The sequence below is a fragment of the Tunturiibacter psychrotolerans genome (assembly GCF_051013365.1).
In the GTDB taxonomy this organism is placed as follows: Bacteria; Acidobacteriota; Terriglobia; order Terriglobales; family Acidobacteriaceae; genus Edaphobacter; species Edaphobacter psychrotolerans_A.
The window spans coordinates 2,470,814-2,497,680 of sequence record NZ_CP132941.1; the positions used below are offsets into that span (position 1 = coordinate 2,470,814).

23 protein-coding genes are annotated in these 26,867 nt (G+C 57.5%); 18 read left to right on the plus strand and 5 right to left on the minus strand.

Annotated features, from left to right (window positions below):
• Positions 1-97: 97 nt before the first annotated feature.
• Positions 98-1,843 (minus strand): phospholipase C, encoded by a 1,746-nt coding sequence (locus RBB76_RS10535; protein WP_429632212.1) that lies wholly within the window; start codon positions 1,841-1,843, stop codon positions 98-100.
• A gap of 176 nt (positions 1,844-2,019) precedes the next feature.
• On the opposite strand from RBB76_RS10535, the gene tgt reads away from it, so the two are divergent.
• Positions 2,020-3,147, plus strand: a complete 1,128-nt coding sequence (gene tgt / locus RBB76_RS10540) for a tRNA guanosine(34) transglycosylase Tgt (RefSeq protein ID WP_429632214.1) — start codon at positions 2,020-2,022, stop codon at positions 3,145-3,147.
• Here the strand turns inward: tgt and RBB76_RS10545 are convergent.
• Positions 3,140-4,726 (minus strand): hypothetical protein, encoded by a 1,587-nt coding sequence (locus RBB76_RS10545; RefSeq protein ID WP_429632216.1) that lies wholly within the window; start codon positions 4,724-4,726, stop codon positions 3,140-3,142. The genes tgt and RBB76_RS10545 overlap by 8 nt on opposite strands.
• Positions 4,727-4,800: 74 nt before the next feature.
• Complete coding sequence (locus RBB76_RS10550; RefSeq protein WP_429632218.1) at positions 4,801-5,301, minus strand: heme-degrading domain-containing protein; 501 nt, start codon at positions 5,299-5,301, stop codon at positions 4,801-4,803.
• Between the two features lie 154 nt (positions 5,302-5,455).
• Here RBB76_RS10550 and RBB76_RS10555 point away from each other — a divergent pair, with 154 nt between their 5' ends.
• From RBB76_RS10555 to RBB76_RS10615, 13 genes are all read left to right on the plus strand, one after another.
• Entirely contained in the window at positions 5,456-5,791 is a 336-nt protein-coding gene (locus RBB76_RS10555; protein WP_429632220.1) for an MmcQ/YjbR family DNA-binding protein, read from the plus strand.
• A gap of 152 nt (positions 5,792-5,943) precedes the next feature.
• Positions 5,944-6,255, plus strand: a complete 312-nt coding sequence (gene yajC, locus RBB76_RS10560; protein WP_429632222.1) for a preprotein translocase subunit YajC — start codon at positions 5,944-5,946, stop codon at positions 6,253-6,255.
• A 138-nt stretch (positions 6,256-6,393) separates the two neighbouring features.
• Complete coding sequence (secD, locus tag RBB76_RS10565; RefSeq protein ID WP_429632224.1) at positions 6,394-8,001, plus strand: protein translocase subunit SecD; 1,608 nt, start codon at positions 6,394-6,396, stop codon at positions 7,999-8,001.
• Positions 8,002-8,054: 53 nt separating this feature from the next.
• Positions 8,055-9,017 carry a protein translocase subunit SecF gene (gene secF, locus RBB76_RS10570; RefSeq protein ID WP_429632226.1) on the plus strand — a complete coding sequence of 321 codons (963 nt, stop codon included), beginning with the start codon at positions 8,055-8,057 and terminating at the stop codon, positions 9,015-9,017.
• 117 nt (positions 9,018-9,134) lie between these two features.
• A complete protein-coding gene (locus tag RBB76_RS10575) occupies positions 9,135-9,869 on the plus strand; it encodes an energy transducer TonB (RefSeq protein WP_429632228.1) in 735 nt (244 codons plus the stop codon).
• A gap of 117 nt (positions 9,870-9,986) precedes the next feature.
• The gene (locus RBB76_RS10580; protein ID WP_353064535.1) at positions 9,987-10,730 is read left to right on the plus strand and encodes a MotA/TolQ/ExbB proton channel family protein; all 744 of its coding nucleotides are present in this window, start codon (positions 9,987-9,989) and stop codon (positions 10,728-10,730) included.
• A 146-nt stretch (positions 10,731-10,876) separates the two neighbouring features.
• Positions 10,877-11,323: an ExbD/TolR family protein gene (locus RBB76_RS10585; protein ID WP_429632231.1), complete on the plus strand. Its 447-nt coding sequence runs from the start codon at positions 10,877-10,879 to the stop codon at positions 11,321-11,323.
• Positions 11,324-11,383: 60 nt separating this feature from the next.
• Positions 11,384-11,818, plus strand: coding sequence for an ExbD/TolR family protein (locus tag RBB76_RS10590; protein WP_353064533.1), 435 nt, complete (start codon positions 11,384-11,386; stop codon positions 11,816-11,818).
• A gap of 187 nt (positions 11,819-12,005) precedes the next feature.
• Positions 12,006-13,100 (plus strand): ABC transporter permease, encoded by a 1,095-nt coding sequence (locus RBB76_RS10595; RefSeq protein ID WP_429632233.1) that lies wholly within the window; start codon positions 12,006-12,008, stop codon positions 13,098-13,100.
• On the plus strand, positions 13,093-13,767 hold the full coding sequence (locus RBB76_RS10600) for an ABC transporter ATP-binding protein (protein WP_429632235.1): 675 nt from the start codon (positions 13,093-13,095) through the stop codon (positions 13,765-13,767). The genes RBB76_RS10595 and RBB76_RS10600 overlap by 8 nt, the downstream gene beginning before the upstream one ends.
• A gap of 266 nt (positions 13,768-14,033) precedes the next feature.
• Positions 14,034-14,855: a hypothetical protein gene (locus RBB76_RS10605; RefSeq protein WP_429632237.1), complete on the plus strand. Its 822-nt coding sequence runs from the start codon at positions 14,034-14,036 to the stop codon at positions 14,853-14,855.
• Positions 14,856-14,966: 111 nt separating this feature from the next.
• A complete protein-coding gene (gene accC / locus RBB76_RS10610; RefSeq protein WP_433963547.1) occupies positions 14,967-16,472 on the plus strand; it encodes an acetyl-CoA carboxylase biotin carboxylase subunit in 1,506 nt (501 codons plus the stop codon).
• A complete protein-coding gene (locus tag RBB76_RS10615) occupies positions 16,469-16,957 on the plus strand; it encodes a biotin/lipoyl-containing protein (RefSeq protein WP_429632241.1) in 489 nt (162 codons plus the stop codon). The genes accC and RBB76_RS10615 overlap by 4 nt, the downstream gene beginning before the upstream one ends.
• Before the next feature lie 399 nt (positions 16,958-17,356).
• On the opposite strand, the gene RBB76_RS10620 is transcribed toward RBB76_RS10615, so the two are convergent.
• The gene (locus RBB76_RS10620) at positions 17,357-18,013 is read right to left on the minus strand and encodes a TetR/AcrR family transcriptional regulator (RefSeq protein ID WP_429632243.1); all 657 of its coding nucleotides are present in this window, start codon (positions 18,011-18,013) and stop codon (positions 17,357-17,359) included.
• 63 nt (positions 18,014-18,076) lie between these two features.
• On the opposite strand from RBB76_RS10620, the gene RBB76_RS10625 reads away from it, so the two are divergent.
• Entirely contained in the window at positions 18,077-19,237 is a 1,161-nt protein-coding gene (locus RBB76_RS10625) for an FAD-dependent monooxygenase (RefSeq protein WP_429632245.1), read from the plus strand.
• 70 nt (positions 19,238-19,307) lie between these two features.
• On the opposite strand, the gene RBB76_RS10630 is transcribed toward RBB76_RS10625, so the two are convergent.
• On the minus strand, positions 19,308-21,740 hold the full coding sequence (locus RBB76_RS10630; RefSeq protein WP_429632247.1) for an ABC transporter permease: 2,433 nt from the start codon (positions 21,738-21,740) through the stop codon (positions 19,308-19,310).
• Between the two features lie 615 nt (positions 21,741-22,355).
• Here RBB76_RS10630 and RBB76_RS10635 point away from each other — a divergent pair.
• The 3 genes from RBB76_RS10635 (at position 22,356) to RBB76_RS10645 (ending at position 26,798) form a co-directional block, all read left to right on the plus strand.
• On the plus strand, positions 22,356-22,769 hold the full coding sequence (locus tag RBB76_RS10635; protein ID WP_429632249.1) for a hypothetical protein: 414 nt from the start codon (positions 22,356-22,358) through the stop codon (positions 22,767-22,769).
• A 9-nt stretch (positions 22,770-22,778) separates the two neighbouring features.
• On the plus strand, positions 22,779-23,720 hold the full coding sequence (locus tag RBB76_RS10640; RefSeq protein WP_429632251.1) for a phthiocerol/phthiodiolone dimycocerosyl transferase family protein: 942 nt from the start codon (positions 22,779-22,781) through the stop codon (positions 23,718-23,720).
• A 234-nt stretch (positions 23,721-23,954) separates the two neighbouring features.
• The gene (locus tag RBB76_RS10645) at positions 23,955-26,798 is read left to right on the plus strand and encodes a choice-of-anchor D domain-containing protein (protein ID WP_429632253.1); all 2,844 of its coding nucleotides are present in this window, start codon (positions 23,955-23,957) and stop codon (positions 26,796-26,798) included.
• The last annotated feature ends 69 nt before the right edge of the window (positions 26,799-26,867 follow it).

The window sequence follows — 26,867 nt, forward strand, 5'->3', positions numbered from 1 at the left end:
ATGATGCAGGCTGGAAATGGAAAAGGACGCACCCTGAAATACAGGGTGCGTCCTTTGAGTTTATGGCTTGTTTATGAACGCACTGTGAAACCTCGGGTTAGTTGCCTGAGGTGACGGCACCGGTAGTCGGGTTGAGGAGAACGACGTTGGGATTCGGCGCGACGTTGCTCGTGAAGTTGAACATGTTCATGAGAGTTCCGGCGGAAGCGTCGTAGGATCCGCCACCGATGCGAGCACTGCTCAGGAAGACATCCTCGATAAAGCGTGTGATGGAGGCCTGATCGGTTGGGGTGTTATCGACGTAGTTCTTCTTCACCCAGGGTGAGATGACGAGGAGGGGGAGACGGGGACCATGACCGCAGCGGCCCTGAACAGGCTGACCGTTGGAGTTAGGACCGGAAAGGGCTGGAGCAGAGCCGTTGCAGAAGGCTGCGTCGGAGCTGGTCTGGGAGCCGTTGACGAAGTCGTTGAGGTGATCGTACCAACCGTCGGAGTCGTCATAGGCGATGATGATGGCGGTGTTGGCCCAGAAGGGCGAAGACTCGATGGCATTGATCTCGTTGACAACGAAGGTCTGCTCATCGAGAGGATCAGAGTAACCAGCGTGACCGTCCTGGTAGCCGGGAGCCTTCAGGAAGCTGACGGCTGGCATGTTTCCAGCTTTGAGAGCTGCGTTGAAGTCCAAGGTGTCGTACTGGTGGTTGGCGGTGGAAGCACCGGTATCGGCCGCGGTTCCGATAGCTGCAACGGAGGCTGGACGGATGTGAGTTGGGTTGGCGGTGCTGGCGTAGTACTGGAAGGGCTGGTGGTGGGGAATGTAGTCCGACTTGAGAGGATTGCCGGGGATGTTGACGGCACCGGTTGCGCGGCTGCCGGTTGCTTCGTTCGGAAGGCATCCGGTACCGGAGGCGATGACTCCGTTGGCGCTGGTGTTGGTGATAGAGAGATTGAAGCCGCCCTGGAACCAGCCCCAGGAGACGCCGGCGGCGTTCAACAGGTCGCCGATGTTTTTGCCGGTCATGTTGAAGTACTCGCTCGTCGAGGAGCAGACGTCGTTGCCTGGGTCTGCATCGTTGATGTCCGTAAAGCCGCCCTGGCCGTCGGGAATGACTGCGCCGGTGGTGCCCACTTGATTGATGACGCCGTTGGTCTGGCCGGAGATGAGGTTGATGGCGCCGGGGGTGGAGGGTCCGAAGGTCGAACCGAAGGAGTGGTCGTTCAAGGCATAGTGCTGCGCATAGTTCCACATCGCCGTGACGGTGTTGCCGTCGTAGTAACCCATGGTGAGCGCAGTTGTATTGGCGATGCTAGGAGCAGCCGTCTGGTTGGTCAGAGTGGGGCTGTTCGGGGTTCCGACCGAGTATGGGAACAGGTCCATCTTGCCGTTATCGAACGCCAGCTGCTCAGGATTGTAGTTGTGATCCTGGTCATTGGTGGCGGCCTGGTTGGGACCAAGGCGGAAGGGGTTCGCGGCTACTGAATTCTGCACTGTGCTGGTGGCTGTGCTGTTGTTGGCGCCGTTGAGGTTCGGATTGGCAGTGAGCAGGTTCGGATTCGAGATGTAGTTGTTCGGAATCGGGGTGCCGGTTGCTGCTGTGAAGGGTGTTCCGCCGGTGTTGGCCGCATTGGGATAGGTGCCGAAGTAGTGGTCGAACGAGATGTTCTCACCGTAGATGACGACGATGTGCTTGATGGCTGCCTGAGCCGTGGTCGGCGTGGGGGGGGCGGGCGGCGGGGTCGTGTTGGCGTTGCCGTTGCCAGCAGGCGTGCTGACCGTGCCCTGGCCGCAGCCGCTGAGAATGAGGGTCGTGGTCAACGAGAGCGCTAGAAGTTTCCGAATCATTTTAGTAAGGCCTCAAAAGTGGTAGAGATGCGGTGCTCCCTATTGTTAGGCGTAGGAATAGCTGGCTTTGTGAATAAAAAGTGAATGGCAGATGAATTAATGGAGTGTGACAAACTGCGGACGCTGGGTAGGTGCGCGAAGGACAGTGAGATGGGCAGGCTCATACAATCGAAGCAATGGGATTTTCATTTGAAATAGATAGAACTGCTGAGGGTGGGGGGCGCAGGGGGCGTTTGAGGCTGCCGCATGGGGTGGTGGAGACGCCGGTTTTTATGCCAGTAGGGACGGCGGCGAGCGTGAAGGCTGTGCCGCAGAGTCTGCTCGAGGAGATTGGTGCGGGCGGGAAGGGGGCGCAGATCATTCTGGCCAATACCTATCATTTGTATTTGCGGCCGGGGCATGAGCTGGTGCGGCGCATGGGTGGGGTGCATCGGTTTATGAGCTGGGAGCGGCCGATGCTGACTGATTCGGGTGGGTTTCAGGTTTTTAGTTTGAGTAAGCTGCGGAAGATCACGCCGGATGGGGTGGAGTTTCGGTCGCACCTGGATGGGAGCAAGCACTTCTTTTCGCCGGAGCACTCGATGGATGTGCAGATTGCGTTGGGGGCGGATATTGCGATGGTCTTCGATGAGTGCGTTGAGACTCCTGCGACGTGGGAGCGGACGCGGGAGTCGATGGGTCTGACGCATGCCTGGGCGCAGCGGTCGAAGGATCATTTTGAGGCGACGAAGCATCTGGTGCCCTGGTTTGAGGAGAGGGATGGGAAGACTCAGAGCCTGTTTGGGATTGTGCAGGGTGGGATGTATGCGGATTTGAGGAAGGAGTCGGCGGAGCGGCTGGTGGAGATGGATCTGCCGGGGTATGCGATTGGGGGGTTGGCCGTGGGCGAGCCGAGGGAGGTGACGCGGGAGATGATTGCCCGGACGCTTGAGCATCTGCCGAAGGATAAGCCGCGGTATGTGATGGGGGTGGGGTATCCGGATGAGATAGAAGAGTATGCTCGGATGGGCGTGGACATGATGGACTGCGTGCTGCCTACGCGGGCGGGGCGGCATGGGCTGCTGTTTACGTCGGAGGGCAGGCTGAATATTAAGAAGAAGGAGTATGCGGAGGATCAGGGGCCGATTGATGCGACGTGCGGGTGCATGGTGTGCCGACGGTATACGCGGGCTTATCTGCGGCATCTGTTTGCTTCGGGCGAGCCGCTGAGTGCGGTGCTGAATAGCGTGCACAATATTGCTTTTTATCTGGATACGATGGAACGGGTGAGAGGGGAACTTGCGGGAGAAACTGTAACTATTTGAGGTCGTTTTGTACGTAGATTCGGTAGCCGAGGGGTTTTGAGGGGCTGCTGCCGGAGTTGACCATGTGTGGGGGGATGCGTTCGACGTCGAGGTGGTAGTTGGCGTTCAGGTAGTCGTTGAACTGGGGCCAACGGCTTAGTTTTTTGTATTCGTAGGCGGGGCGTGCGGTCGGCGGGTCGCAGTCGTTGCTTGAGACGACGAAGACGGAGGGGGGATTCTTTGTGATGGATTGCCAGAAGGCTTCGCGCGCGTGGTCGCGCTCTGGGCCTGGTTGGGCGGAGAGCATGTAGCAGTCGTAGAGGTAGCCTGTGGCCTGGACGAGGCGCATGTTGTAGAGCGTGGGGATGCAGCCGTCGGCCATATCGAGGCATTGGACGCGGTTTGCGAGGCTCTGGCCGCCGAGGCGATTGAGGTCGGCGCGGAGCATGGTGTCGAACTCTTGATTGTGCCAGTCCTGCCAGAGGGCGTGGGCGGTTGAACCACCTCCGATGAACGCGACGCCGACGACGATGCCTGCCATTGCTAGCCCGGGCAGGAGCCTGTTGCTGACGCGGCGACGAAGTTCCGAGGGAACTGGATTGATTTGGAGGATGGTGGTGAAGTCGATTCCGGCGAGGAGAAGCAGGAATGCTTCGGAGGGGTATCGATGGTAGGGGAAGCCTTTTTTCTGTAAGTAAAACGAGGCTAGTCCGAAGAGGACTCCGACTAAAAGTGCGGAGCGCTCCCAGGTGATCCAGTCTTTTTTCAGGAGGGCGATGGGAAGCCAGAGGAGGACTACGGGAAGCATGGTGGAGGAGATGCTGTGGACGATGAGATGGGGATAGGATCGTGCGCCGAGGAGAAGGAAGTAAGGGAGGAGTTGAGAGAGCGTCTGGAGGAAGTTGGAGACGATGTGTTGGTGATGAAGCCAGGCGACGATCAGGAAGATGGGGATTAGCATTCCGAGAAGGCCACTGACCATGTGTGCGAGGAATGGGCGGTTTCTTCGGCTTAGTGTGATGGCTGAGAAGACAAGGACCGTTGGTGCGAGGAAAAGGACGGAGGGTTTGATGGTGGCGGCGACTCCGCAAAAGATGCCGAAGAACGCCGTCACCCAGGGCTTTGTTTTTTGGGTGGGGAGCGCTCTGAGGCCGGTGAAGAGGAAGGCGTAAGCGATGAGCAGGCACGCGGTCATGGTGAGGTCGCGTTGTCCTAGCTCGATGAGGCCGTCGCGGCCGTGGATGAGCGCGAAGAGGGATGCGGCGAAGAGTGCGGCGAAGCGGCTGTAAGGTTTGCAGATGACGAACATGGCCGTGGCTGAGACGGCGAGGAGGAAGAGGTCGAAGAGTCGCCAGGTGAGAGAGTCGCCGCCGAAGAGATGCATGACGGCACCTTCGATCAGGAGGGTAGTAGGCATGTTGGGGTCGACGATGTCGCGGTAGGGCGCCATGCCGCGATCCATGAGGAAGACGATGTAGTGCATGAGAGCGGCGTCGCCCATAAGCGGCCAATGCCAGGTGCGGATGACGAAGAGCAGAAGGCAACCCATAAGGAACACGGAGGCGAGTGTCCGGGTGAGTGCGTAAGACCGATCCGACATTGCTTCGATGCTCCCGTCGTGCCGACGCTTTGCGGGCAAAGCTTTATTAGAGCATCGCGCGAGTGAGGGATTGGTTAGGGGAGGCGCAGGGAGACGTGATCTTGGTTCAGTTCGAGGCAGAGAGCTTCGATGACGAGGTTGTGATCTTCGCGCTGGGGCAGGCCGGAGACGGTGACGCAGCCGGTGATTCCGGTGCCGGTGACGTGGATGGGAAAGCTGCCCCCGTGAGCGGCGTAGTCGGCGTCGGGGAGGTTGTAGCGTTCGCTGAAGGTGCGGTTAGTCTGCTCAAGCGCAAGGCCGATAGCGTAGGAGCTGCGATGGAAGCGGGCGACGACGTTCGATTTTCGCTGCACCCAGCGGGGATTGTCTGGGGTCGTGCCAGCGAGAGCAGTGTAGAAGAGCGGCTGGTGGGGCTGGCCGAAGCGGCGTATATCGATGACGAGAGATTGGTTGCGGGAGGTGGCCAGTTCGCGGAGGCTTTGGCCGAGACGCCAGGCGGTGTCGTAGTCGAAGCTGGAGAAATGAAGTTCTGCTTCCTGGCGAGCGATGGCGGCAAGGTCTTCGGGGATAGGCATGCGGCATTTCCTTCTGTCGATTCTTCTGCGCGGTTCCTGGTTTACGAAACGCAGGCGTAGAGACAGTTTATGAGAGTGAGATCAGTAGTGACTCGTGGTGAATTATTTAGGGCCGTGAGCGTAAGCTGTTGGCGGTTTTTCGAGGAGGTCGAGCGTGACGGCAAAAGATTATCGACGGGTTGCGTTGAGTCTGCCGGGGGCTTCGGAGGGGTCGCACCATGGGCATCCTGACTTTCGCGTGGGCGGGAAGATCTTTTGTACTCTTGCCTATGAAAAGGAAGGGTTTGGCGTTCTGATGTTGAGTCCGGAGGAGCAGGCGGGCCTTGTGGAGGATGCGTCGGAGGTGTTCTCGCCGGTTCCTGGCGGCTGGGGACGTGGGGGAGCGACTCGTGTACGGCTGGATGCAGTGACCGCGGATGTGCTGGAAGGGGCCTTGAAGATGGCGTGGAAGCGTCGTTTGGCGAAGCCAAAGCCGAAGCGCTCGCCTTGACAGTCAGGGTTGGTTACGCGATGCTTAGGGGCTAGGCACTCTTTTTCCAGAGTAAGCGAAGTTGCGTTCAGTTGAGCGCGCTGGGCTGCCTGTTTGCGGTCGGGCTGCTGCCTGGGCCAGAGATATTGAGTTGTTGAACGGAGTTTTATTTGATGTTTGCGATGTGGTTGCAGCATACGGCGGGCGGACTGGGTAATCTGGGCAGTCTTGCATTGCCGGTACTGTTCTTTGTGGCGCTTTATTTTTTGATGATCGCGCCGAACCAGAGGAAGCAGAAAAAGTGGCAGGAGATGCTGGGGCAGTTGAAGACTGGCGACCGTGTGACCACCAATGGCGGTATTCGCGGCACGGTGCTGTCCGTGAAGGACGATGTGGTTGTCCTGCGGGTGCAGCCGGACGGGGTGAAGCTTGAGTTCGTCAAGAGCGCGATTGCCGCGGTGACGACGGACGAACAGGCTGCCTGAGAAGATTTCAAAGGCAGTACCAATATTTAGTTGTAGGCACGTTGAGATTGAACCGTTAACAACGGACGAGGAAGAAATAAGGATAGCGGCGGCGGGACTGAAAGCCAGGGACTGCGGCTGCACCCTTCAATAAAGATCATGGGCAAGAATCTGGCCGGGAAATCGGCATTCATCGTTGCGGTATTGGTGATCTTCTGTTTCGGCATCGTGGGCATTCCACATGGCGGGCTCACGCAGTCGATCAAAGATCGTATTCACCTGGGACTTGACCTCAAGGGCGGAACACACCTTGTGCTCGAAGTGCATGTGGCTGAGGCGATTGCTTCGGCTACGGACCGGGATGTGGCGCGGCTTGAGGCCGACCTGCAGAAAGCCGGGGTTACCGGCGCGACTGTGGGTAAGACGGACCCGTCGCGGCCCCAGACGATTATTGTGTCGGGGATTCCGGCTGCGAAGCTGAGCGATGCGCGTGGCGTGCTGCAGGGTAGTGATTACGCAAATTACGACGTTGCGACTACGGCCGATGGAAACTCTACGCTGACGATGAAGTTGGGCGCGGTGCGTGACCTCGAGACGAGAACGCTGGATACGTCGATTGAGACGATCCGCGAGCGCATCGACAAACTGGGCGTTAGTGAACCGGTGATTCAGAAGTACGGGCTGGGCGAGAATCAGATTCTGGTGGAGCTGCCGGGTGTCGATGATCCGGCGCGAGTGGAAGAGATTATTCAATCTACTGCCAAGCTTTCGATCCACGCTGTCACGGGTGGACCCTACGAGACGGATCAGGCTGCGTTGCAGGCAAATAACGGAGTGATTCCTCCCGATTCGATGCTGGTGCATGGCACCGGTTCTGCTGGGGCGCCGGATCAGATCTGGCTGCTGAAGCGAGTGAGTGAAGTGGAAGGAACGGACTTCCGCGATGCGCAGCCGGGGCAGGACCAGAATGGTCGGCCGAATATCCGCTTCAACCTGACGACCGAGGCCGGGAACCGCTTCTACAACTACACGCAGGCGCATACGGCTTCGAGCGCGACGCCGGGATCGATGGCGATTGTGCTGGATAACAAGGTTCGCGAGGTGGCAGGGATTCAGTCGGCGATCCGCGACAGTGGAGAGATTACCGGCGCGTTTACGCAGCAGCAGGCGAACGATCTCTCTCTGATGTTGCGCACGGGCGCGCTGCCGGCTTCGATCTCTTATCTTGAGACGCGTACGGTTGGGCCGAGCCTGGGTGCTGCGTCGATTCATCAGGGTATCGTCGCGGCGATTGCCGGCATGCTCGCAGTCATGATCTTCATGCTGATTTACTACCGTGGGGCGGGGATTAACGCGGATCTGGCGCTGATTCTGAACCTGGTGATTCTGCTTGGGTTCATGGGATATACAGGATCGACGTTGACGCTGCCTGGAATTGCGGGTGTGATTCTGACGATTGGTATGGGCGTGGACTCAAATGTGCTGATCTTTGAGCGCATCCGCGAAGAGCTGAGGGCTGGCAAGACGGCTGCCGCGGCGGTGCAGCAGGGGTTTGCGCATGCGTGGGTGACGATCATCGATACTCACGTGACGACGATCGTTTCGGCGATGATCCTGTTCCTGTTTGGTTCGGGTCCGGTGCGTGGGTTTGCGATAACGCTGGCCTTTGGTCTGTTCGCCAACCTGTTCACTGCAGTGCTGGTATCGCGCGTGATCTTTGACGCAATTCTTCAGAAGAAGGAACGCGGCGCGGCTCTGTCTATTTAGATTTTTCGAGAGATTGCGGAAGCCTTTGGAGGCGCCGCTGAGGGTTTAAGAGCGTGGAACTGTTTCGTACAACGAATATCGATTGGCTCGGGAAGAAGTGGTACTTCCTTGGGTTTTCCCTGATTTTTTCTGTTCTCGGAGTGCTGAGCATTCTGTTCTGGCACCACATTCCGCTGGGCGTCGACTTCAAAGGCGGGACGCAGGTGCGGGTGGCGTTCGACCAGTCGCCGAATGAGGATCATATTCGCCAGGCGATGGATCGTGCCGGTGTTCATGATGCGCGGATCCAGCGGGTGAGCGACCCCAGCGGACACGCGGCGAACAAGGTGATTATCGCGTTGCCTGAGTCGACGGCGACGGATCAGTCGCACGACGCCGGACGGCAGAGCGTGGAGAATGCGCTGAATGCCAACTATCACGACTCGAAGTTTACCGTTGAGCAGGTTGAGATCGTTGGTCCTACGGCAGGCAAGCAGCTGCAGAAGCAGGCTTGGCTCGCGACGTTGTATTCGCTGATTGGAATGCTGATCTATCTCTGGTTCCGGTTTGAGCTGATCTATGGTGTGGCGGCGGTGGTGGCGGTGTTCCACGACACGCTGATCACCGTGGGTGCGTTCAGTTTGACGAACCAGGAGATAACCCTTACCGTTATCGCTGCCATCCTAACGTTGATTGGTTACTCGATGAACGACACGATCGTCGTCTTCGATCGTATCCGCGAGAATCTGGCGCTGTCGCGGAGAGAGTCGTTGCATGATGTCGTCAATCGGAGTATCAATCAGACTCTGAGTCGAACTGTGATCTCGTCGGGACTGACGTTTCTGACGGTGCTGTCGTTGTACCTGTTTGGCGGCGAAGTGCTGCATGGGTTTTCCTTCGCGCTCGTCGTTGGAATTTTGATTGGGACCTATTCGTCGATCGCTGTTGCGGCACCGATGCTGGTGGCGTACCAGGACTGGCGAGTGAGCAAGGGCAAATCGGTGACGTTACCTGCGGGTAAGCGCGCCAAGGTGTAGGGATCGGTTCTTCTGCCGATGTAATAGTCCGGGAACAAAAAGAAGTAGCCGGGAACAAAATGCAACAACGTGGTGTCTAAAGAAAAATAGCTCTTCTTCACAGTAAAGAGGCTGCATATGTTCGAATCCTCGTTGATGGAATCCGGTGGCCAGATCAAGACCAAGTCCAAGTACTGGATGATTGGGACCTTTATCTTCAATGGCGCGATCCTGGCAACCATGATCCTTATTCCGCTGCTGTATCCGGAGGCCTTGCCGAAGACGGCAATGACTGCGATGCTAACAGCGCCGCCTCCACCACCTCCCCCTCCACCCCCTCCGCCGCCGCAGCAGATCGTCAAGCCGATCAAGATGGTGTCGGAGATCGATCAGGGGCTGCACGCACCAACCAAAATTCCTAAAGACATCAAGATGCTGAAGGAAGATGCTGCACCTCCGCCGCAGGTCGCCGGAGTTGCCGGTATGGCGGGCATGGGTAGCGGAAGCGGAGTTCCTGGTGGCGTGATGGGCGGTATCGGCAATGCGCCGACGCCGGTTGTCAAAGTTGCTCCGCCAAAAGGTCCCCAGCGCGTCTCGAGCGGCGTTGTCGCCGGTAACAAGCTTTCGGGACAGAATCCTGTCTATCCGCCGATCGCAAGGGCTGCTCACGTCTCTGGTGCTGTGGTTCTGCATGCGGTGATCTCGAAGTCGGGCACCATTGAAAAACTCGAGGTTGTCAGCGGTCCAGAGATGCTTCGGTCTGCGGCGGTCTCGGCAGTTCAAGGATGGCGGTATAAGCCGTATTTTCTGAACGGCGAGCCCACCGAGGTAGATACCCAGATCACTGTCAACTTCAACTTCGGCGGCGGCTAGACCGGGGCTGATTTCGCAATAACGTCTCTCGCGGGTCTTCCAAGGGTGTCGAACTTTTGGGGGATTCCCGGGTCAAGATTCTGAAAGTTAGAGTTCCTATCAGGAGGAAATATTCCAGTGATTCTCGCTCATCTCGCAACAACTTTCGCTCACGTTCCTGCTTCCCTCGCCCTGTACTTTGAAGAGGCGCAGGTTAGCTTCAGTGTTATGGGTCTCTGGTCCAACATGGGCTGGCTGGCTCGTTGCGTCGTCATTCTTCTTTTCATCATGTCGATCTGGTCTCTCGCTGTGATCATCGACCGGGCTCTCTACTTCTCTGCTGCCCGTAAGCAGTCCCGTGAGTTTGCTCCGAAGGTTGCAGGCGCGTTGAAGGATGGCCGTCTGGATGAGGCGATCAAGGTTGCAGACCGCTCCAAGAAGTCGCACCTTGCCGAGGTTGTTACGGCTGGCCTGCAGGAGTTCCGTAGCTTTGGTTCGGGCGGCACGATCACTGAGGAGCAGGTTGAGAGCTCCAAGCGTGCGCTCGAGCGTTCGGAAGCCATCGTTCATGCCAAGCTGAAGCGCGGCCTGGGCGGTCTCGCCACGATCGGTTCGACGGCACCGTTTATCGGACTGTTCGGTACTGTCGTCGGTATTTTGAACGCCTTCCAACAGATCGCAACCCAGAAGACCTCTGGTATCGGCGCAGTTGCCGGCGGTATCTCGGAAGCTCTCGTAACGACCGCTTTCGGTTTGCTCGTCGCCATCCCCGCCGTTATGACGTTCAACTACTTTACCGGTAAGGTTGAGGCGTTCGATGTCGAGATGGACAACAGCTCGAGCGAACTGGTCGACTACTTCATCAAGCAGAGCCATCGGTAAGGCTTCGGTCCTGAAAGCGTAAGACGATCATCAGTACTCTGCGGGAATCACAACTGATCAGCTCCGGACGTTGCCAGCGAACAGCGTCCGGAGGCTGGACAGATACGCGGGGAGAGTAAATACAGCAACCGGACGGAGCATACGTTATGGGTATCAATAAGCGGGATGAAGGCAAGAAGGTCAACTCCAACATCAACGTGACGCCGATGGTGGACGTGATGCTGGTGCTGTTGATCATCTTCATGGTCATCACCCCCATGCTGAACAACAAGGTCAACGTGGACCTGCCGAAGGCTGACGCCGCGGTGGTGATGGAAGATGCCAATAAGGAAGATGCTGTCGTTGTCGCTGTGACGCGCGATGGCAGGACATTTCTTGGCGGCGACCAGGTAACGCTCGATGATCTTGGCCCTAAGATCGCAGCGAAGCTTGAGAACAAGACCAGCAAAGAAGTTTTTATGCGCGCTGACATTCGCGCCAACTACGGCAAGGTAATGGATGCGGTTGATGGAATCCGGTCGGCCGGCGTGAGCCAGCTTGGTCTGCTCACCGAAAGAACCGACGATACCGGATCGACAACAACGAAGAAGTAGTCATGCAGGGTGCCGGACTCGCAATTACTGGAGCGGCAGGAGTATCTCGAGGAGATTGCTATGGGAATGGGTGGTGGAAATACTGGCGGAGCGGTTTCTGAGATCAACGTAACCCCGCTTATCGACGTTCTTCTGGTGCTGCTGATCATTTTCATGGTCATCGTGCCGGTGACACCTCGAGGCCTGGAGACGCTGGTTCCTCAACCGCCCAAGGAGCATCACGATGAGCCGGAGAATGACCGGACGATCGTAGTGCAGGTGTTGTCGAACGGTGCCGCGGCGCCGGCGTATAAGATCAACGATAACTCGTTCAACAAGGCTGACCTCGAACCCAAGCTTGCCGAGATTTTTGCGACACGGCAAGAGAAGGTTATGTTCGTCAAGGGCGATAAAGATCTCGATTTCAGCAAAGTTGCTGAGGTTATCGACTTCGGTCACCAGGCTGGAGTAGACAATATCGGTCTGATTACACCTCGGGTCGAAGCGGGACAGTAAATTTCGGAAGAAAGCTCTCCTTCAGGCGGCGGACCTACGTGTCCAGCCGCCTGAAGTTTTGTGGTTCCGGGGATAAATCCGACCCAGTGTTCGCTCGCCGATGCAGATTTTGAGTTAGGGTGTGGCATCCTCAACGCTCTGTCTATCCTCTATTTGTGCCCTCCTGGATTTCAATTAGAATCTGATCTTGCTTAATAAACTCATATTCGCCAATCTTGGTCACAGGCCGGTCCGAACGCTGCTGAGCGTGCTTGCTATCGCCGTCGAGGTGACGATGATCCTGACGTTGGTCGGGGTCAGCCATGGCACGCTCGACCAATCCGCGCAGAGAGCACGTGGGGTAGGCGCTGATGTTTGGTTTCGACCGCCGGGGTCTTCGGCGATTGGGCTGAGCTCGGCTCCGATGAGCGACAAAATTCCTGCGCTGCTGATGAAGGAGCCTCACGTCACGTTTGCGATGGGAACGATGGTTCAGCCTTTGTCCGGGTTCGATGCGATGACTGGGCTCGACCTTGACGATTTCCGAAAGTTGAACGGAGGATTTCACTATCTGAAGGGTGGTCCGCTGGTTAACGATGACGACGTGATTGTGGATGAGTACTATGCCCAGCAGAAAAAGCTTCATATCGGCGACACCCTGAATCTGGTCAATCACGATTGGAAGCTGGTCGGAATCACCGAGTCAGGGAAGCTTTCACGCATCTGCGTGAAGCTGCAGATGCTGCAGACTTTGACTGGAAATCCGGGCCATCTCAGCCAGATATTTATCAAGGTAGACGACCCGCGCAATGCTCAGGCGGTGGTCGATGCGCTGCGGGTCAAGTATCACGGGTATCAGATTTATACGATGGAAGAGTTCACTTCGATGCTTTCCATCAGCAATGTTGGAATGCTGAAGAGCTTTATCGGGGTCGTGATTGGAGTTGCGGTGATCGTCGGCTTCATCGTGGTGTTTATGGCGATGTACACGGCAGTGCTGGAGCGAACGAGGGAGATTGGGATTTTGAAGGCGGTGGGCGGGTCTTCAGGGCTGATTTTAAATATCTTGTTTCGAGAGACATTATTGCTGGCGCTGCTGGGGTCGGTAGTCGGCATTGTCCTGACCTATGGAACGCAGTGGCTCATGAAACATGCGGTACCGGCCAGCCTGGTGCAGGAGACGGTGTATGACTGGTGGCCGATTGCAACGGGCATTGCGGTTGTGGGAGCGCTGCTGGGTGCGATCGTTCCTGGGGTCAAAGCGGTGAAGCAGGATGTAACGGAGGCTCTGTCGTATGAGTGAGCCGCCGATTATCGAAGTTCGAGGTTTGACGAAGACGTACCAGGTGGGCGAGGTCGCGGTGCATGCGCTGCGAGGCGTCGATCTGGAGATACGGAAGGGCGAATTCGTTGCGATTATTGGCGCCTCAGGCTCGGGTAAGTCGACGCTATTTCACATTCTCGGCGGGCTGACGCCGATGACATCCGGGACGGTGCAGCTCAATGGCCGCGATTTGGCGGGTATGACGAATGCCGAACGGACGGAGCTTCGCAAGACCACGGTGGGGTTTGTCTTTCAGAAGTACAACCTGCTGCCGACACTCTCTGCCGAAGACAATATCCGGATCGTTCAGTACATTGGCGGCCGGGATGTGGCGTTCGACCCTGGGTTTCAAGAGATTCTCGGCCTGCTCGGGATCGCTGACAGAATGAAGCACAAACCTCGTGCGCTCTCCGGGGGGCAGCAACAAAGGGTGGCGATTGCACGAGGAATTGTGAACTCACCCGCGATTCTGCTGGCTGACGAGCCTACGGGCAATCTGGACAGCGAAAATTCGGCGGCTGTTCTGAAGCTGATAAAGGACCTGAATCGCCGTCTGGGACAGACGATTTTGATGATTACTCATGACGCAGACGCCGCTTCGTATGCGGACAGGATCGTCAAAATGAAGGATGGGCGTATAGTTTAGGCCACTTTGCTTTACGTTCCCGTCTAGTCTCTAGGTGGCTGGAATGCATCGTATTGCGAAGAGCACTTCGAACTATGCAGAAGCTCCATCGTTGTAGTACAAAAGACCGACGTTGTCCGCGTATTTGAGGAAGGGAAAGAAAGCTGCTCTAGTCACGTTAGGACTTATGCCATTACAATCAAGCGAACACCGAAACATTGGTTAGATGGTTTCCCTGGTCTTTGCAACAGAAACTCGCGCCCATTTTGAAGGAGATGATTCGCCCAATGAAATTCACCGCACGGATTCCGGTTACGGCCGCTTTGCTGGCGCTGCTGCTTATCACTGCAACCGGGTGTAATCGCCTGAAGGCTCGGGATCAGCTGACCAAGGGAGTGCAGGCATTTAAGAATGCACGATACGAAGAGGCTGTGAACCACTTCCAGAATTCGATCGCGCTCGATCCCGACTATGAAGACGCGAAGCTGTATCTGGCCACCGCGTACTCCTATCAGGTGGTGCCAAATCTGGATACGCCGGAGAATTTGTCTATCGCGCAAAAAGCTCTGGATGGTTTCAACGCAGTCCTGGCAAAACACCCTAACGACCTGACGGCGTTGAAGCAGATCGCCTCGATCAATCGCAACATCAAGAAGTTCGATGTAGCGAAGGAGTACGAGAAGAAAGTCATCGCGATTGCTCCTAATGATCCGGAAGCATATTACACGGTGGGCTTCGTCGATTGGACGTTGGCATACAAGAATGCGATCACGATTCTTGCGGCCGACGGACTAACCGATCAGGGCGACGGCAATCCGAAGAAGAGCAAGGGCGCGTGCCAGAAACTGCAAGCTGCGAACACCGATCTGGTAAACGAGGGGTTGCAGTATCTAAACAAGGCTGTCGAGCTCAATCCGACCTATGACGATGCCATGCAGTATCTTCAGTTGACCTATCGTCGTAAGGCCGACCTGGAGTGCGGGGATGAAGCAGCTCGCAAGGCTGATATGGCGCAGGTCGATTCCTGGATCCAGAAGGCTATGGGCGCCCGGAAGGAAAATGAGCTGAAGAAGGAAAAGGCAACACAGGGCGGCGTTTCGATGCAGTAACCGCTGGTGCTCATCGCAAAAGAGGCCTCCCAGGAATGGGTGGCCTCTTTTGCGTGGGATGGGTTCGGTGAGGTCTCGGATTCCATCATCCCTCTGGGGTAGAATTGCCGCTTGCGACGCTCGATAAAAAAAGTGTTGATTGCGAACCGCGGGGAGATTGCGCTGCGGGTAATTCGTGCGTGCCGGGAGGTGGGTGTGACCACGGTGGCGGTCTACTCGGATGCCGACCGGGGGGCACTGCATGTGTTGCATGCAGATGAGGCGTACCGGCTGGGGCCGGCACCGGCGGCGGAGAGCTATCTTCGTGGGGACCTGATACTGGATGTGGCGCGGCGGACGGGGGCCGATGCGATCCACCCGGGGTATGGGTTCTTGTCGGAGAATGCGGAGTTCGCAGAGGCCTGTGCGGCGGCGGGAGTGACGTTCATTGGGCCTCCGGCGAGCGCTATGCGGGTGCTGGGGTCGAAGACGAGGGCGCGGCAGGCGGCGGATGCTGCGGGGATGCCTCGTGTTCCGGGGAGCGTGACCGGGCTGGCGGATGTGGCGGAGGCGGTCCGCGTGGCTGCCGGGATTGGGTATCCAGTGATGCTGAAGGCTGCCGCCGGCGGCGGTGGCAAGGGAATGCGGGCGGTGTCGCGGGCGGAGGATCTTGCGGCAGCGTTTACGGCGGCCAGCAGTGAGGCAGAGCGGAGCTTTGGGTCGGGTGAGGTTTACCTGGAGAAGCTGATCGAGCGGCCGCGGCATATCGAGATCCAGTTGATGGCGGATGAGCATGGGAGCTGCGTGTATCTGGGCGAGCGGGAGTGCTCGGTGCAGCGACGGCATCAGAAGGTGATCGAAGAGGCTCCTTCGGCCGTTGTCGGCGAAGACCTGCGGCGGAGGATGGGCGAGGCTGCGGTTCGGCTGGCGCTTTCGGCTGGGTATGTGAACGCGGGGACGGTCGAGTTCCTGGTGGATGATAAGGAGAACTTCTACTTCCTGGAGATGAATACGCGGCTGCAGGTGGAGCATCCTGTGACCGAGATGGTGACTGGATTGGATCTCGTGCATCTGCAGCTTCGCGTGGCGATGGGCGAGCGATTGCCGCTGACGCAGGAGGATGTGCGGCTGCGCGGGCACGCGATTGAGTGCAGGATCTATGCGGAGGATCCTGAGAACCAATTTTTCCCGTCGCCGGGATTGATTACGCGGCTGATTCAGCCGAGCGGGCCGGGGATTCGGGAGGATTGTGCGGTGTATGAGGGGTGGAATGTGCCGCTCGACTACGACCCGATGCTGTCGAAGCTGGTGGCGTTCGCGGAGACGCGGGAGCAGGCGATCGACCGGATGCTGCGGGCACTCGAGGAGTATGTGATTGGCGGGATCAAGACCAATATCGGGCTGTTCCGGCGGATTTTGATGGATGAAGATTTTCGTGCAGCCCGGATCGACACGGGATATCTGGAGAGGCTGCTGGCTGAACCGGATGCCCCGGTGCGTGAGGATGTCCCTGAGGACGTGGTGGCTTTCGCGGCGGCGTTGTTTGCGGCGTCAGCGCGGCGGGAGACCACGGTGGCTGATGTCGCGGAGGAGCGCCGGTGGGCTGTGGCGGGGCGGCGGGAGGGGTTGCGTCTGTGACGGTTTGGCTTGAGGTAGAGGGAGAGAAGCGAAGGGTTGAGCTTCCGGCTGAGATTGGCGGCAAGGTGGAGTGCTCGGTTGATGGCCGCCCGGTTGCGGCGGATGTGAGAGTGCTGCAGGCTGGGGTGATGTCGCTGCTGATTGAGGGGCGGCAGTACCGGTGCGTTCTGGATGGCGATGGGGTGTTGATTGGTGGGCGGCGGTTCGGGTTTGAGGTGGTGGATCCGCGGTCGTTGCAGGGGAGGCGTGGGGCTGGGGCTGGTACAGATGGGCCGCGGCCGGTGAAGGCTCCTATGCCGGGCCGGACGGTGCGGGTGCTGGTTGAGGTGGGAGATGAGGTCGAGGAGGGCCAGGCGCTTCTCGTGATTGAGGCGATGAAGATGCAGAATGAGCTGAAGTCGCCGAAGACGGGACGGGTGGCCAGGATTGCGGTTGGGGTAGGAGACGCGGTCGGGTCTGGGGATGTGCTGGTCGTGGTGGAGTAACGAGGCTCGGTTTTCTTGTCGGTCGTGGTCGGCATCGGTCCTCCTTTCCCTTCGTTGGTACCCCCCCTCCCCCCTTAGGGGTATTTTGCGCGTAAATTATTTAGAATCATGAGTTTGGAGATGGGTAGTGTCTGCAAAATATTGATTCCAGATGGTTTACTTGCAAAATATTACAAATAAAGGAGTTAGCTGTTAACGGTGAAGGCCCCCGATTCTCTCGAGGGCCTTTTTGCTTCCTTACTTCCATTGTATCGGTTGGAGCATAACTGATACGCCACGCTAATGCGCTGGATTGACGGGGTGATTCGCTGTTAAGGGGCTTGACAGGGTTTGACGGGTATCGAGACCGGGAGTTTGTGGTCAGTGTTCGATGCGACGGAGCTAATGATAATTACGGTCTCATGTATAGGAGGAGCCTTCCACGGCTGATGTCACACCTCGGGTTCCCTGATCGATGATCGCGAGAAAGGCCGTATTTGCTTTTTTGACATTGTGGCTCTGGTGGAAGACCCGATGCGCTTCGAGGAAGGCTACCTCCCAAGTCGCGACCAGCAGTGAAGCCGCAAGGTTGGCGAGGGGATCGGGTTGACGCCGAGCTTGATCACGATCTGCAGCTTTCGCCAACGCGATGGTCAGCATATCCGTCAGTTCGTCGCGTATAGCGCGGGCGCGAGACTTGAGCGCTTCGCTGGCTCGAATCGTCTCGATGAATCGTTCGCTTCCTGCCTCGAAGAAACGGATGTAAGGGAGCTGTTCGGCGATGGCCCGATGGGCGAACAGGCGTAGGGCTTCTATGGGAGAGGTGCCCGGGTCTCTTTTCTGCAGAGCGGTCAGCAAGTCTTCGCGAGCTTCTTCATCAAGATCGAAGAACATGTCTTCCTTGCGGGTGAAGTGATTGAAGACCGTCATCCGCGCGACGTCTGCGGCTTCAGCGATCTCGTCCACGGTCACCTGATCGAATCCACGTTCGACGAAGAGACGTGAGGCGATATCCGAAATTCTCTGCCGCGTGGCGAGGCGCTTCCGGGTTCGGCGATCTGAGGGCGTCGTCAACATTGTTCCACTGCTTTATTGTACATAGTATATAAATGTACTCAGTACAAATAGGAGATATCTGTTATGACCTCTACAAAACAACACGCAGACATCGCCGTGGAAACTGAACGTCTTCGTCTGAATGTACTCGTCTCAGGAGCTAGTTTTGCTGGGCTTGCCACGGCCTTTTGGATGAATCGGCTTGGGTACCGAGTGACGGTCGTCGAGGTTGGAAAGGGCTTGAAGACGGGCGGGTCGCCGGTCGACATCAAGGAAGGCACTGTGGACATCGTGAAGCGCATGGGTCTGCTGGAGCGAATTCAAGCCAGTAGCCTGAAGGCGAAGGCGGTAGATTTTCTCGATGTCGAAGGCGTGAGGATAGCGAGGACGCCAGCTCAATCCGGCGGCGCGCAGGGCTCGAATCCAGAATATGAAATTGAAAGAGACGCCCTTCTCCACATGATGTTTGAAGAGGTGAAGAGTGATGTCGAGTTCCTGTTCGATGACAGTATCGCCCGATTGGAAGAGACTGCAGATGAGGTTGCGGTTACTTTCAAGAGTGGAAGACAACAGTCCTTCTCTCTTTTGTTTGGCTGTGATGGCAATCACTCGAGCGTTCGAAGGATGTGCTTCGGCGAAGAGTCCGCCTACTCTCATTTTCTGCAAAACTACTTTTCGATCACAATCGTCGACAAACTTCTGATCGAAGAAGACACGGCGCAGATGTACAACGTCCCGGGCAAGGTTGTGATGCTGAATGCCTACAACAACAAGACGGATATCATTTTCTGCTTCTACTCTGAAAAGGAAGTTCCGTACAGTTATCGCGATCAGGAGGAGCAGAGAGGCATCATCCTTCAGCAATTCGGCGGCGAAGGCTGGAGGACGCGCGAGTTGTTGGAGGAGTTGAGCCGCTACAGGGATTTCTACTTCGACAAGATGTGCCAGATAAGGATGCCATCCTGGACCAAAGGACGAGTGGCTCTAGTAGGCGATGCTGGTTATTGCGCTTCGCCCGCAGCGGGGATGGGAGGATCGCTGGCGATTGTCGGAGCAACAGCGCTGGCGGACGCTTTCCAGAAACATCCTGGAAGTTTCGAGGCGGCGTTCCGGGCGTACAACGACAGCTTGCGTCCCTTCGTCGAAGACGTTCAGGCGCAGGCTGTCAACTTCGGGTTGGAGATGTTTGTTCCAAGATCAGAAGACGCTCTTCAGAGAAGAAACGCACACTTCAGCGTCGGCTGATTTCGAGGCTTCATTGGTCCTCAAAGAACGCGTTTGTGACCTCGTCGAATGGGATTTGTTTTGCTTCAGCTCATTCTTCGCGCAGCAGGATCATCGGGTCGACGGCGAGGGCGCGGCGGGCGGGAACCAAGGCGGCAACGAGACCTACGCAAAGCATGGTGAGAATGACACCGCCGAGAATGACCGGGTCTTTCGGCGTGGCCTGATAGACGATAGACGATAGGACACGGGTTGCCAGTAGACCGAGGATCATGCCGGCGATCGATCCGATGGCAAGCAGCCGGAAGGTGCGCCCGAGGGCTGCACCGAGCAGTTCGTGTTGGCCAGCTCCGAGAGCGATGCGGATACCGAGTTCGCGGAGGCGTTTGCTGACGGTATAAGCGGCCATGCCGAAGATGCCGGTGATGGCAAGCATCGCGCCCAGCAGGCCAAGCGCGCCGAGAGAGACTGTGGCTACGCGAGAGGCGAAGAGTGCGGAGTCCAGCTCTCTGTGCCAGGTCGTTATATCAAGTGGCAGAGCCGGATCGAGGCTGCGCATCGAGTGTTGCAATGCGGTGGCGAGTTCCTGCGGGTCGCGTTGCGAGCGAACGACGAGCCACGTGTCGCTGGTGGGGTGCTGGAGGAAGGAAAAGAACATGGCCGGCTTGGGATCTTCGGTCAAGGTTTGATATTTTCCGTCTTCGACCACGCCTACTACTTCGGCCCGGTCACCGCCCCAGAACTTGAAGTGGCTCCCTACTGCTTTGTCGACGGATCCGAAGACCTTGCGGGCGAATTCGCGATTTACGACGGCCACGATGGGAGCCTTGTCTTCGTCGTGCATGGTAAAGGTTCTGCCGACGAGGAGGGCCGTTCCGGCGGCACGGAAGTAGTCGGGCGAGACACCGAAGTTCTGGGCATCGGCTGCAGCGTTGGTTGGGCGAAAATCGGTGGTGGCGTCGGTGTATACGTCGGAATCTCCTCCGCCGATGCTGAGCGGAAGGCGATCGGCATATCCGACAGCATCGACACCGGGGATCGCGGCGGCGGCGTCGAGCATGCGCTTCTGCATCGGGACACGCTTGTCGGCATCATATCCAGCCATCTTCAGATCGGTCTTTACCAGCATCACGTTTTTAGGCTGGATACCGTAGTTGCTTTGCAGCGAACGAGCCAGGCCACGCACGGCGACGAGCGAAGCGGTGACCAGGACAGCGCAGATGGCGATCTGCAAACCGAGTAGGACGTCGCGCAGTGTCATGCGGCGTTGGCCGCCGAGGCTGGTCGATCCGGAGCGGATGATCTGCCAGGGATCGGAACGGAGAATCTGTCGGATTGGGACCAGGCCAAAGAACAAGCCGCTGAAGACAGCCAGCAGGAAGGCGAGAGCGTAGGTGTTCCTGTCCGGATTTACGGGGATGTTGATCGGGATATTCGGAATCGGGCGCCAGGTGCTGAGAGCGCGCAGGATGATTACGGCTGCCGCCGTGCCACAGATGCCTCCGGCCAGAGAGACCAAAATGCCTTCGGTGATGAGCTGGCGGAAGATGAGCTTGCGGCGCGATCCCAGAGCCATGCGGACTGCAATTTCGCGGGAGCGATCAGCGGCGCGGGCGGCGAACAGGCTACCGAGATTGGCGCATGCGGCAAGCAGGATAAGACCTGCGAGGAGCATGAGTCCGAACATAAAAGCGCGCGTGGGCCGGCCGAGGGTGTTTCCGGCGAGTCCAGGGCGGGACAAGGAGAATTTGATGCCGTCGTCAGATTTGGGATAGGTCTTCGCGAGCGAATTTGCGATGGTGTTCAAGTCCGCGGTAGCTGCGGCTGGCGTTACTCCGGGCTTGAGGTGTCCTATCGCCCAGGCGTTGTGGTTGCCGCGTTCCTCGAGTGAAAACCAATCAGTAAGTTGGGGGGAATCGACGATGGGAGCCCAGAGATCGGGCGCGAAGAAGAGTTCGGTGCCGCGGAAGTTCGGCGGTGCAACGCCGATGATGGTGAAGGGATGCTTGTTGATTTGTACGGTGCGGCCCACTGCGGCAGGATCCGCGTTAAAGCTGCTGTGCCAGAGCGCATAGCTGAGAACGATCTCGGGCACGCTGTTTGGCCCGTGTTCTTCCGAAGCATGGATAAACCCGCCGAGATAGGGTTGAATGCCGAGGGCATCGAAGTAATTGCCGCTTACGGTATAGGGCCAGACTACGGAGGGATTTCCGTGGCCGGTATCGAGCCCAACGCCGCCCATGATGTTGTATAGCACCAGGGATTCGAAGCTGCGGTTTCTGTCACGCAGGTCACGGTAATCCGGATAGGACTCCGAGGGAGATGAATCTGACCCGTAGGCGCGTTCCAGCATGAACAGCGTCTCAGCGTGCGGGACGTTGAGCGGTCGCAAGATCAAAGCGTTGAGTACGCTGAACACGATGGCATTGGCGCCAATGGCGAGTGCCAGTGTGAGCACGGCGGTCAGGGCGAATCCAGGCGCTTTTGCCAACTGTCGGAAAGCGAGTCGTATGTCGGCGTTCATGCTCCACCTCGTTACGCATCATCGCGCATTTTCCTTGGGGTTACCGGGACTGGTATCGGTTGTACGCGCGTATTGATGCGGAGGTTCCGTCTCGCTTTCAAAAACTCCGACCCTTGTCCCGCACCGGCGACGTATTTAGTACCGGCAGATATGGGCTGGCGGGCGATCCAGCTGGCCTGTCGGCTTTGCTCTTCAGTTTGCGGGAATATTGGCGCGGGCGGCGTGTTTTCTAAGTAACTCCGTTTGGCTGATAGTAAGCAGCGAATGGTTGGAGTCGCCGGCCGGCGTTTCTCGTCATCAGTCTCTGCTGCCTGTTTCAGGCTGGTAGGGCTCGATGATCGATAACTGAAAACGAATTGCGCATTGTTAATCAGTGTCGGATGCCAGAGCGGAACGACAACGAGGTAGCAGCTGCGGCAAAAATGCATTTTGTCTGTTTGTAACTAGTAATGTTGCTTATTTCAGCGGAAGAGAGTGCGGTGTCGCCCAGCAGGTTGGAACGGTGGGGACGAGCATTCTCAGGGGCGGAACGACTCTGGGAGGGAAGTTGGTCCAAGGGACACAAGGGGACACAACAGGATATTTCAGGGATCTACCTAGAAAGCGGGAGAGAACATGAAGACGAATTTGAAGACCAAAGTTCAATCGGATCGGGAACTCGTCGAGGGCCTTTTGTTCGAGCCGGGCTCGAAGCAGGCAGCACACCATCAGGGAGCTTCTGAAGGATATAGATTGCGGACGCTCGAAGGTTTGGAGGAGTTCCTCTGGCTCTCGGAGGTCACGAATCCGCATCCCGCGATGATTGTCGCTGAGGTGGAAGGCCGGACCCAGGTGGACGACTGGCGGAGGGCGCTTGGTCAAGTGGCCGAGCGATACCCACTGCTTTCGGTTCGTATTCGCAAGGAACGGGGCAAGCGTCCTTACTTCGAGACGTTGCCGGATGTAGAGATTCCGCTGCGTGTGATCCCGCTGGAAGGAGCGGATCTTGACTACCTGGCGGCAGAGGAGACGGTTACATCGTTCGGTTAAGGAGACGGTGTGCTGGCGCGCGCCATCCTGTGCCATAGCGCCGAGCGGTGCGCGATTCTGTTTTCAGCGCATCATGCGATCACCGATGGCAAGACCAATGTCCGGATCGTGGAAGACCTGATCGCCGCTGCTTCGGGGGAGTCTCTGGGGGCTCGCTTTCCGGTGCTTCCGGCGCTGGGCGAGTTGTTTGGGCTGGGGGAACCGGGACCCTATGTTGAGGTCTCTGCCGCTGCGAAGGCGCCTGCGTCCTATGTGCGTTATGATCTGCCGGTGCCGAGGGTGGAACGCCATCATTTCGAAGCGGGCGATTTGAAGGCAGTCTTGGCGACCGCCAACGAGGAGGGTACAACTGTGCATGGCGCGCTGTTGGCGGCGTTCCTTCTTGCGGGGAGGCAACTTGCGGAGCGGTGGCGCACTGCGCCGGTGGTGTGCCGTTCGCCGATAGATCTTCGGCCCATGTTGGAACTCTACGGCATACCAGGTCTGATCATCGGGACGCATCGTTCGGTGATGCAGCCGTCGGATAATCTTCCGTTCTGGGAGTTTGCCCGGGTGCTGAAGAAAGACATGTTGCCCTCCCAGACCAAAGAGGTTACGGCGAAGGCGTTGAAGGCCGTGCGCGAGGTGTTGGGCCGGGAGGGCGATCCGGATGATGTAACGACGATCGACCCGGAGAGGCATTTCAAGCATGACCTGATGATCAGCAACTACGGTGATCCGGGGGTGAGAACCAGCTTTGGAGGGCTGTCGCTCAGGGCGCTGTATCCGTCGGTGGCGAGTGGATTCGGCGACACGCAGGCGATCTCGATGGTCACCGTCGATGGGACGCTGTACATCACTCACGCGAGCCGGCAGCCGCTCCGTTCGCTGGTGAAAGATGCGCTGGCCATTCTTCGGGATGCGTGTGCTGTCTCTTCGATGAGGAAGGGTGGGGCGAAGGCTAGGCGATAGATTGTCGAGGCAAGGAACGATGCGCATCTCGTGCTACTCGAGGTGCGCATTGTTTTTAATGCCTGGGACTGTTTCAAGAGGGCTTGGTTTTGTTGGCAGAGTAGGTCCTGCAGAGGCTTCGTTCGATTAATTTTTAATTAGGGGTGTTCAGTCGCGGGCTAGAATGCGGCAGCGTTCCATACCAGGATTTGCGTTGAGCGGTTCAGACGCGGCCAGTATGCGCCAGGAGAGATTGTGAGCGAAACGGCGGCGGAAGAACAACGGATGAAGTGTGTGCGGGCGAGTGTGGAGCTCGGATTTGGCCGGGACTTTGCGAGAATTGCTGTCGCGGGAGTTGGGATGCTCTCGTTGTTGCTTGCGGGATGTTCGCAGAAGTCCGGGGTTGAGAGCGTCGGACCGCCTGTCGCGTCGCTTCATCTGCACGGCTCGGCGTATGGCGGCGAGCAGCCGGTAAGCGGGGCGACGATTCAGTTGTATGCGGTGGGGACGACGGGGGATGGTTCGGCTTCGACGCCGTTGTTGACGCAGGTAGTTACGAGCGATTCGAATGGCGAGTTCACGCTGGCGGGGGACTTTCAATGTCCGTCGGCTTCTACGCTGGTTTATTTGACGGCTACAGGTGGCAATCCCGGGTTGCCGACTGGGATGACGAATCCGCAGCTTGCGTTGATGGCAGCGTTGGGGAGTTGTGGGAGTCTGGGATCTACGACGACGATTAATGTGAATGAGCTGACGACGGTGGCGGCGGTGTGGCCGCTGGCTCCGTTTATGAGTTCGTATAGTGCGATTGGATCGGGGAGTTCGGATGCGTCGGCGCTGACGAGTGCGTTTGCGGAGGCCGCGGTCTTTGCGGACACGACGACTGGCAGGGTGCCCGGGTTAAATGTGCCGACGGGAAGTACCGTTCCTGTGGAGCAGATCGACACGCTGGCGGATGCGCTTGCCAGTTGCACGAACTCGAATGGGGGCGTGGCCGGAGATGGGTCTGCGTGCGGGATGTTGTTTGCGGCGGCGACGCCGCCTGGAGGAGCTGCTCCGGTGAATGTGATTGGAGCGGGGATGAATCTTGCGAATAATCCGACGCTGGACTCTTCGAGTTTGTTCGGGCTGGTGGGAGGGAAGTCTCCCTTCCAGCCGACGCTGACGTCGGCGCCGGCAAGCCTTGCGGTGCAGTTGGGCTCTCCTACCGGTGGACTGTCTATCTCTACTTCTGCGCTGGTGTTTCCTGCTGCGTACCTGAACTTCTCGTCAATGGAGTCGTTCACTATCACGAACAACAGCCTGATCCCATCCTCAATTGCAATTAGCATCGTTGGTGCTGGTGCTGCGGACTTTTCGGTAGTTACCAACTTATCCAACCCCGACGCCGAGTGTCTTGTATTTCCTCTAGCCCCGGGAGAGACGTGCACGGCGCTGATTGGGTTTACTCCTACCTCCAGCGGAGCTCGCAATGCCAGCGCGCTGGTGGAAGGTACCCCGGCAAATCTGCTCCAGTCTGTTGCTCTAAGTGGCGCTGGGCTGGCTCATACAGGGAGTTCCGTGACTCTCTCACCTGCGTCGCTCACTTTCTCGCTTGCGGGAGCGCCCCAACCTGTAACGGTTACGAATAATGGAATGACGCCGATCGCGATCGGCCCTATCACGGTCAGCTCCATCGGATCGGAGACCAATAACTGCGGCGCAATCCTCGCGGCGCAATCGATTTGCACGATACAGGTGGAGGTCGCCGACATTACTTATCAGGGCAAACCACAGTCAGGGACTCTCACGGTGATAGACAGTGGAAGTCCTGGGGTAGGAACGGTGTCTTTGAGTGCGCCGTTAACGAACGAGGTGTCTTTTTTGCCACAGCCGATTAATTTTGGGGACCTGGCAGTGGGGGTGACGAGTCAAGCCAATAGCCGCAACGACATCTTTGTAGAAGACGACGGTTCTTCCCCAGTCCCAGCAGCCGTTACCACCTCGATTGTCGGGCCTAATGCATCCGATTTCTCAGTAAAGCTACAGCAATTTCCAATTGAGATTCACCTAGAAAACAATCTTTTCGTAACGTTCACACCTAGTGGAGTTGGTCCACGGACGGCGACGTTGGTTACGAATTATGGAAATATCCCACTAAGCGGAAATGGAATCCCAGATGGGCCATCGTTGACGATCACTCCGCTTTCGGCGGTGGCGGGCATGCTGGGAGTTGCCACTCCTGTACCTGCCAACGGTGTGGCCCCTCAATGGACGAACACCGGGAGTGTCGTTCTGACGTCGTCCGGAGCGATCACCGGGCCGGATGCAAGTTCGTTCAGCATGACCGCGAGTGGAAACCTGACAATCGCGCCGACTCAATCAGTCCCATTCACCGTTACTTTTACTCCTTCGCACCTTGGTCTCAACACGGCGACGCTTACGGTGACAGATGCCACTACCGGTTATTCGAATTCGATTCCGCTCACCGGGTACGGCGAACCTGACGCACCATCGGTTACGCCCAGCTCTCTCGACTTTGGCCCTTCGGCGATAGGAGTGCAAAGTGCGGCCCAGACTATGACAATATCTGCACCTGGCGGTGACCCGGTCTCGTTTTCTTCAAACCCCGGTAGCAATTTCGTTGTGTCATTCGGAACATGTGCGATCCAGACCCCATGTCAGATCAGCGTTTCCTTCAACCCTCCCAATGCTTACTTCTATTCACTAAGCTATACCGTGACCGATCTTGTCACCGAGGAGTCGACCAATTTCAATCTCAGTGGTTCGGGAGGTGTGGCATCGGTTTCGCTGTCGAGTTCTTCGCTTACGTTTGCAGCGCGAGATATTGGCACGACCTCGATCCCTCAGACGGTGACGTTGACCAACACGGGCGATGCTACGCTCACGATCGCTGGAGAGACGTTTTCCGGTGCAAATGTCGGCGACTTTCCGATTGAAGCGAATACCTGTGGAAGTAGTCTGGCAGCCGGTGCGAACTGCACACTGACGATCTCCTTTGCCCCTACGGCCTCTGGGGCGCGGAGTGCGGTTTTGCAGATTATGAGCAATGCTGCGAGTTCACCGGACAATATTCAATTGATGGGGACCGCGAATTGAGCGTTCGCTTGGGATGAAAGTTCCTGACGGACGGTTCGTCACCGTGGGCTGAATGCGAAGAAATTCGAA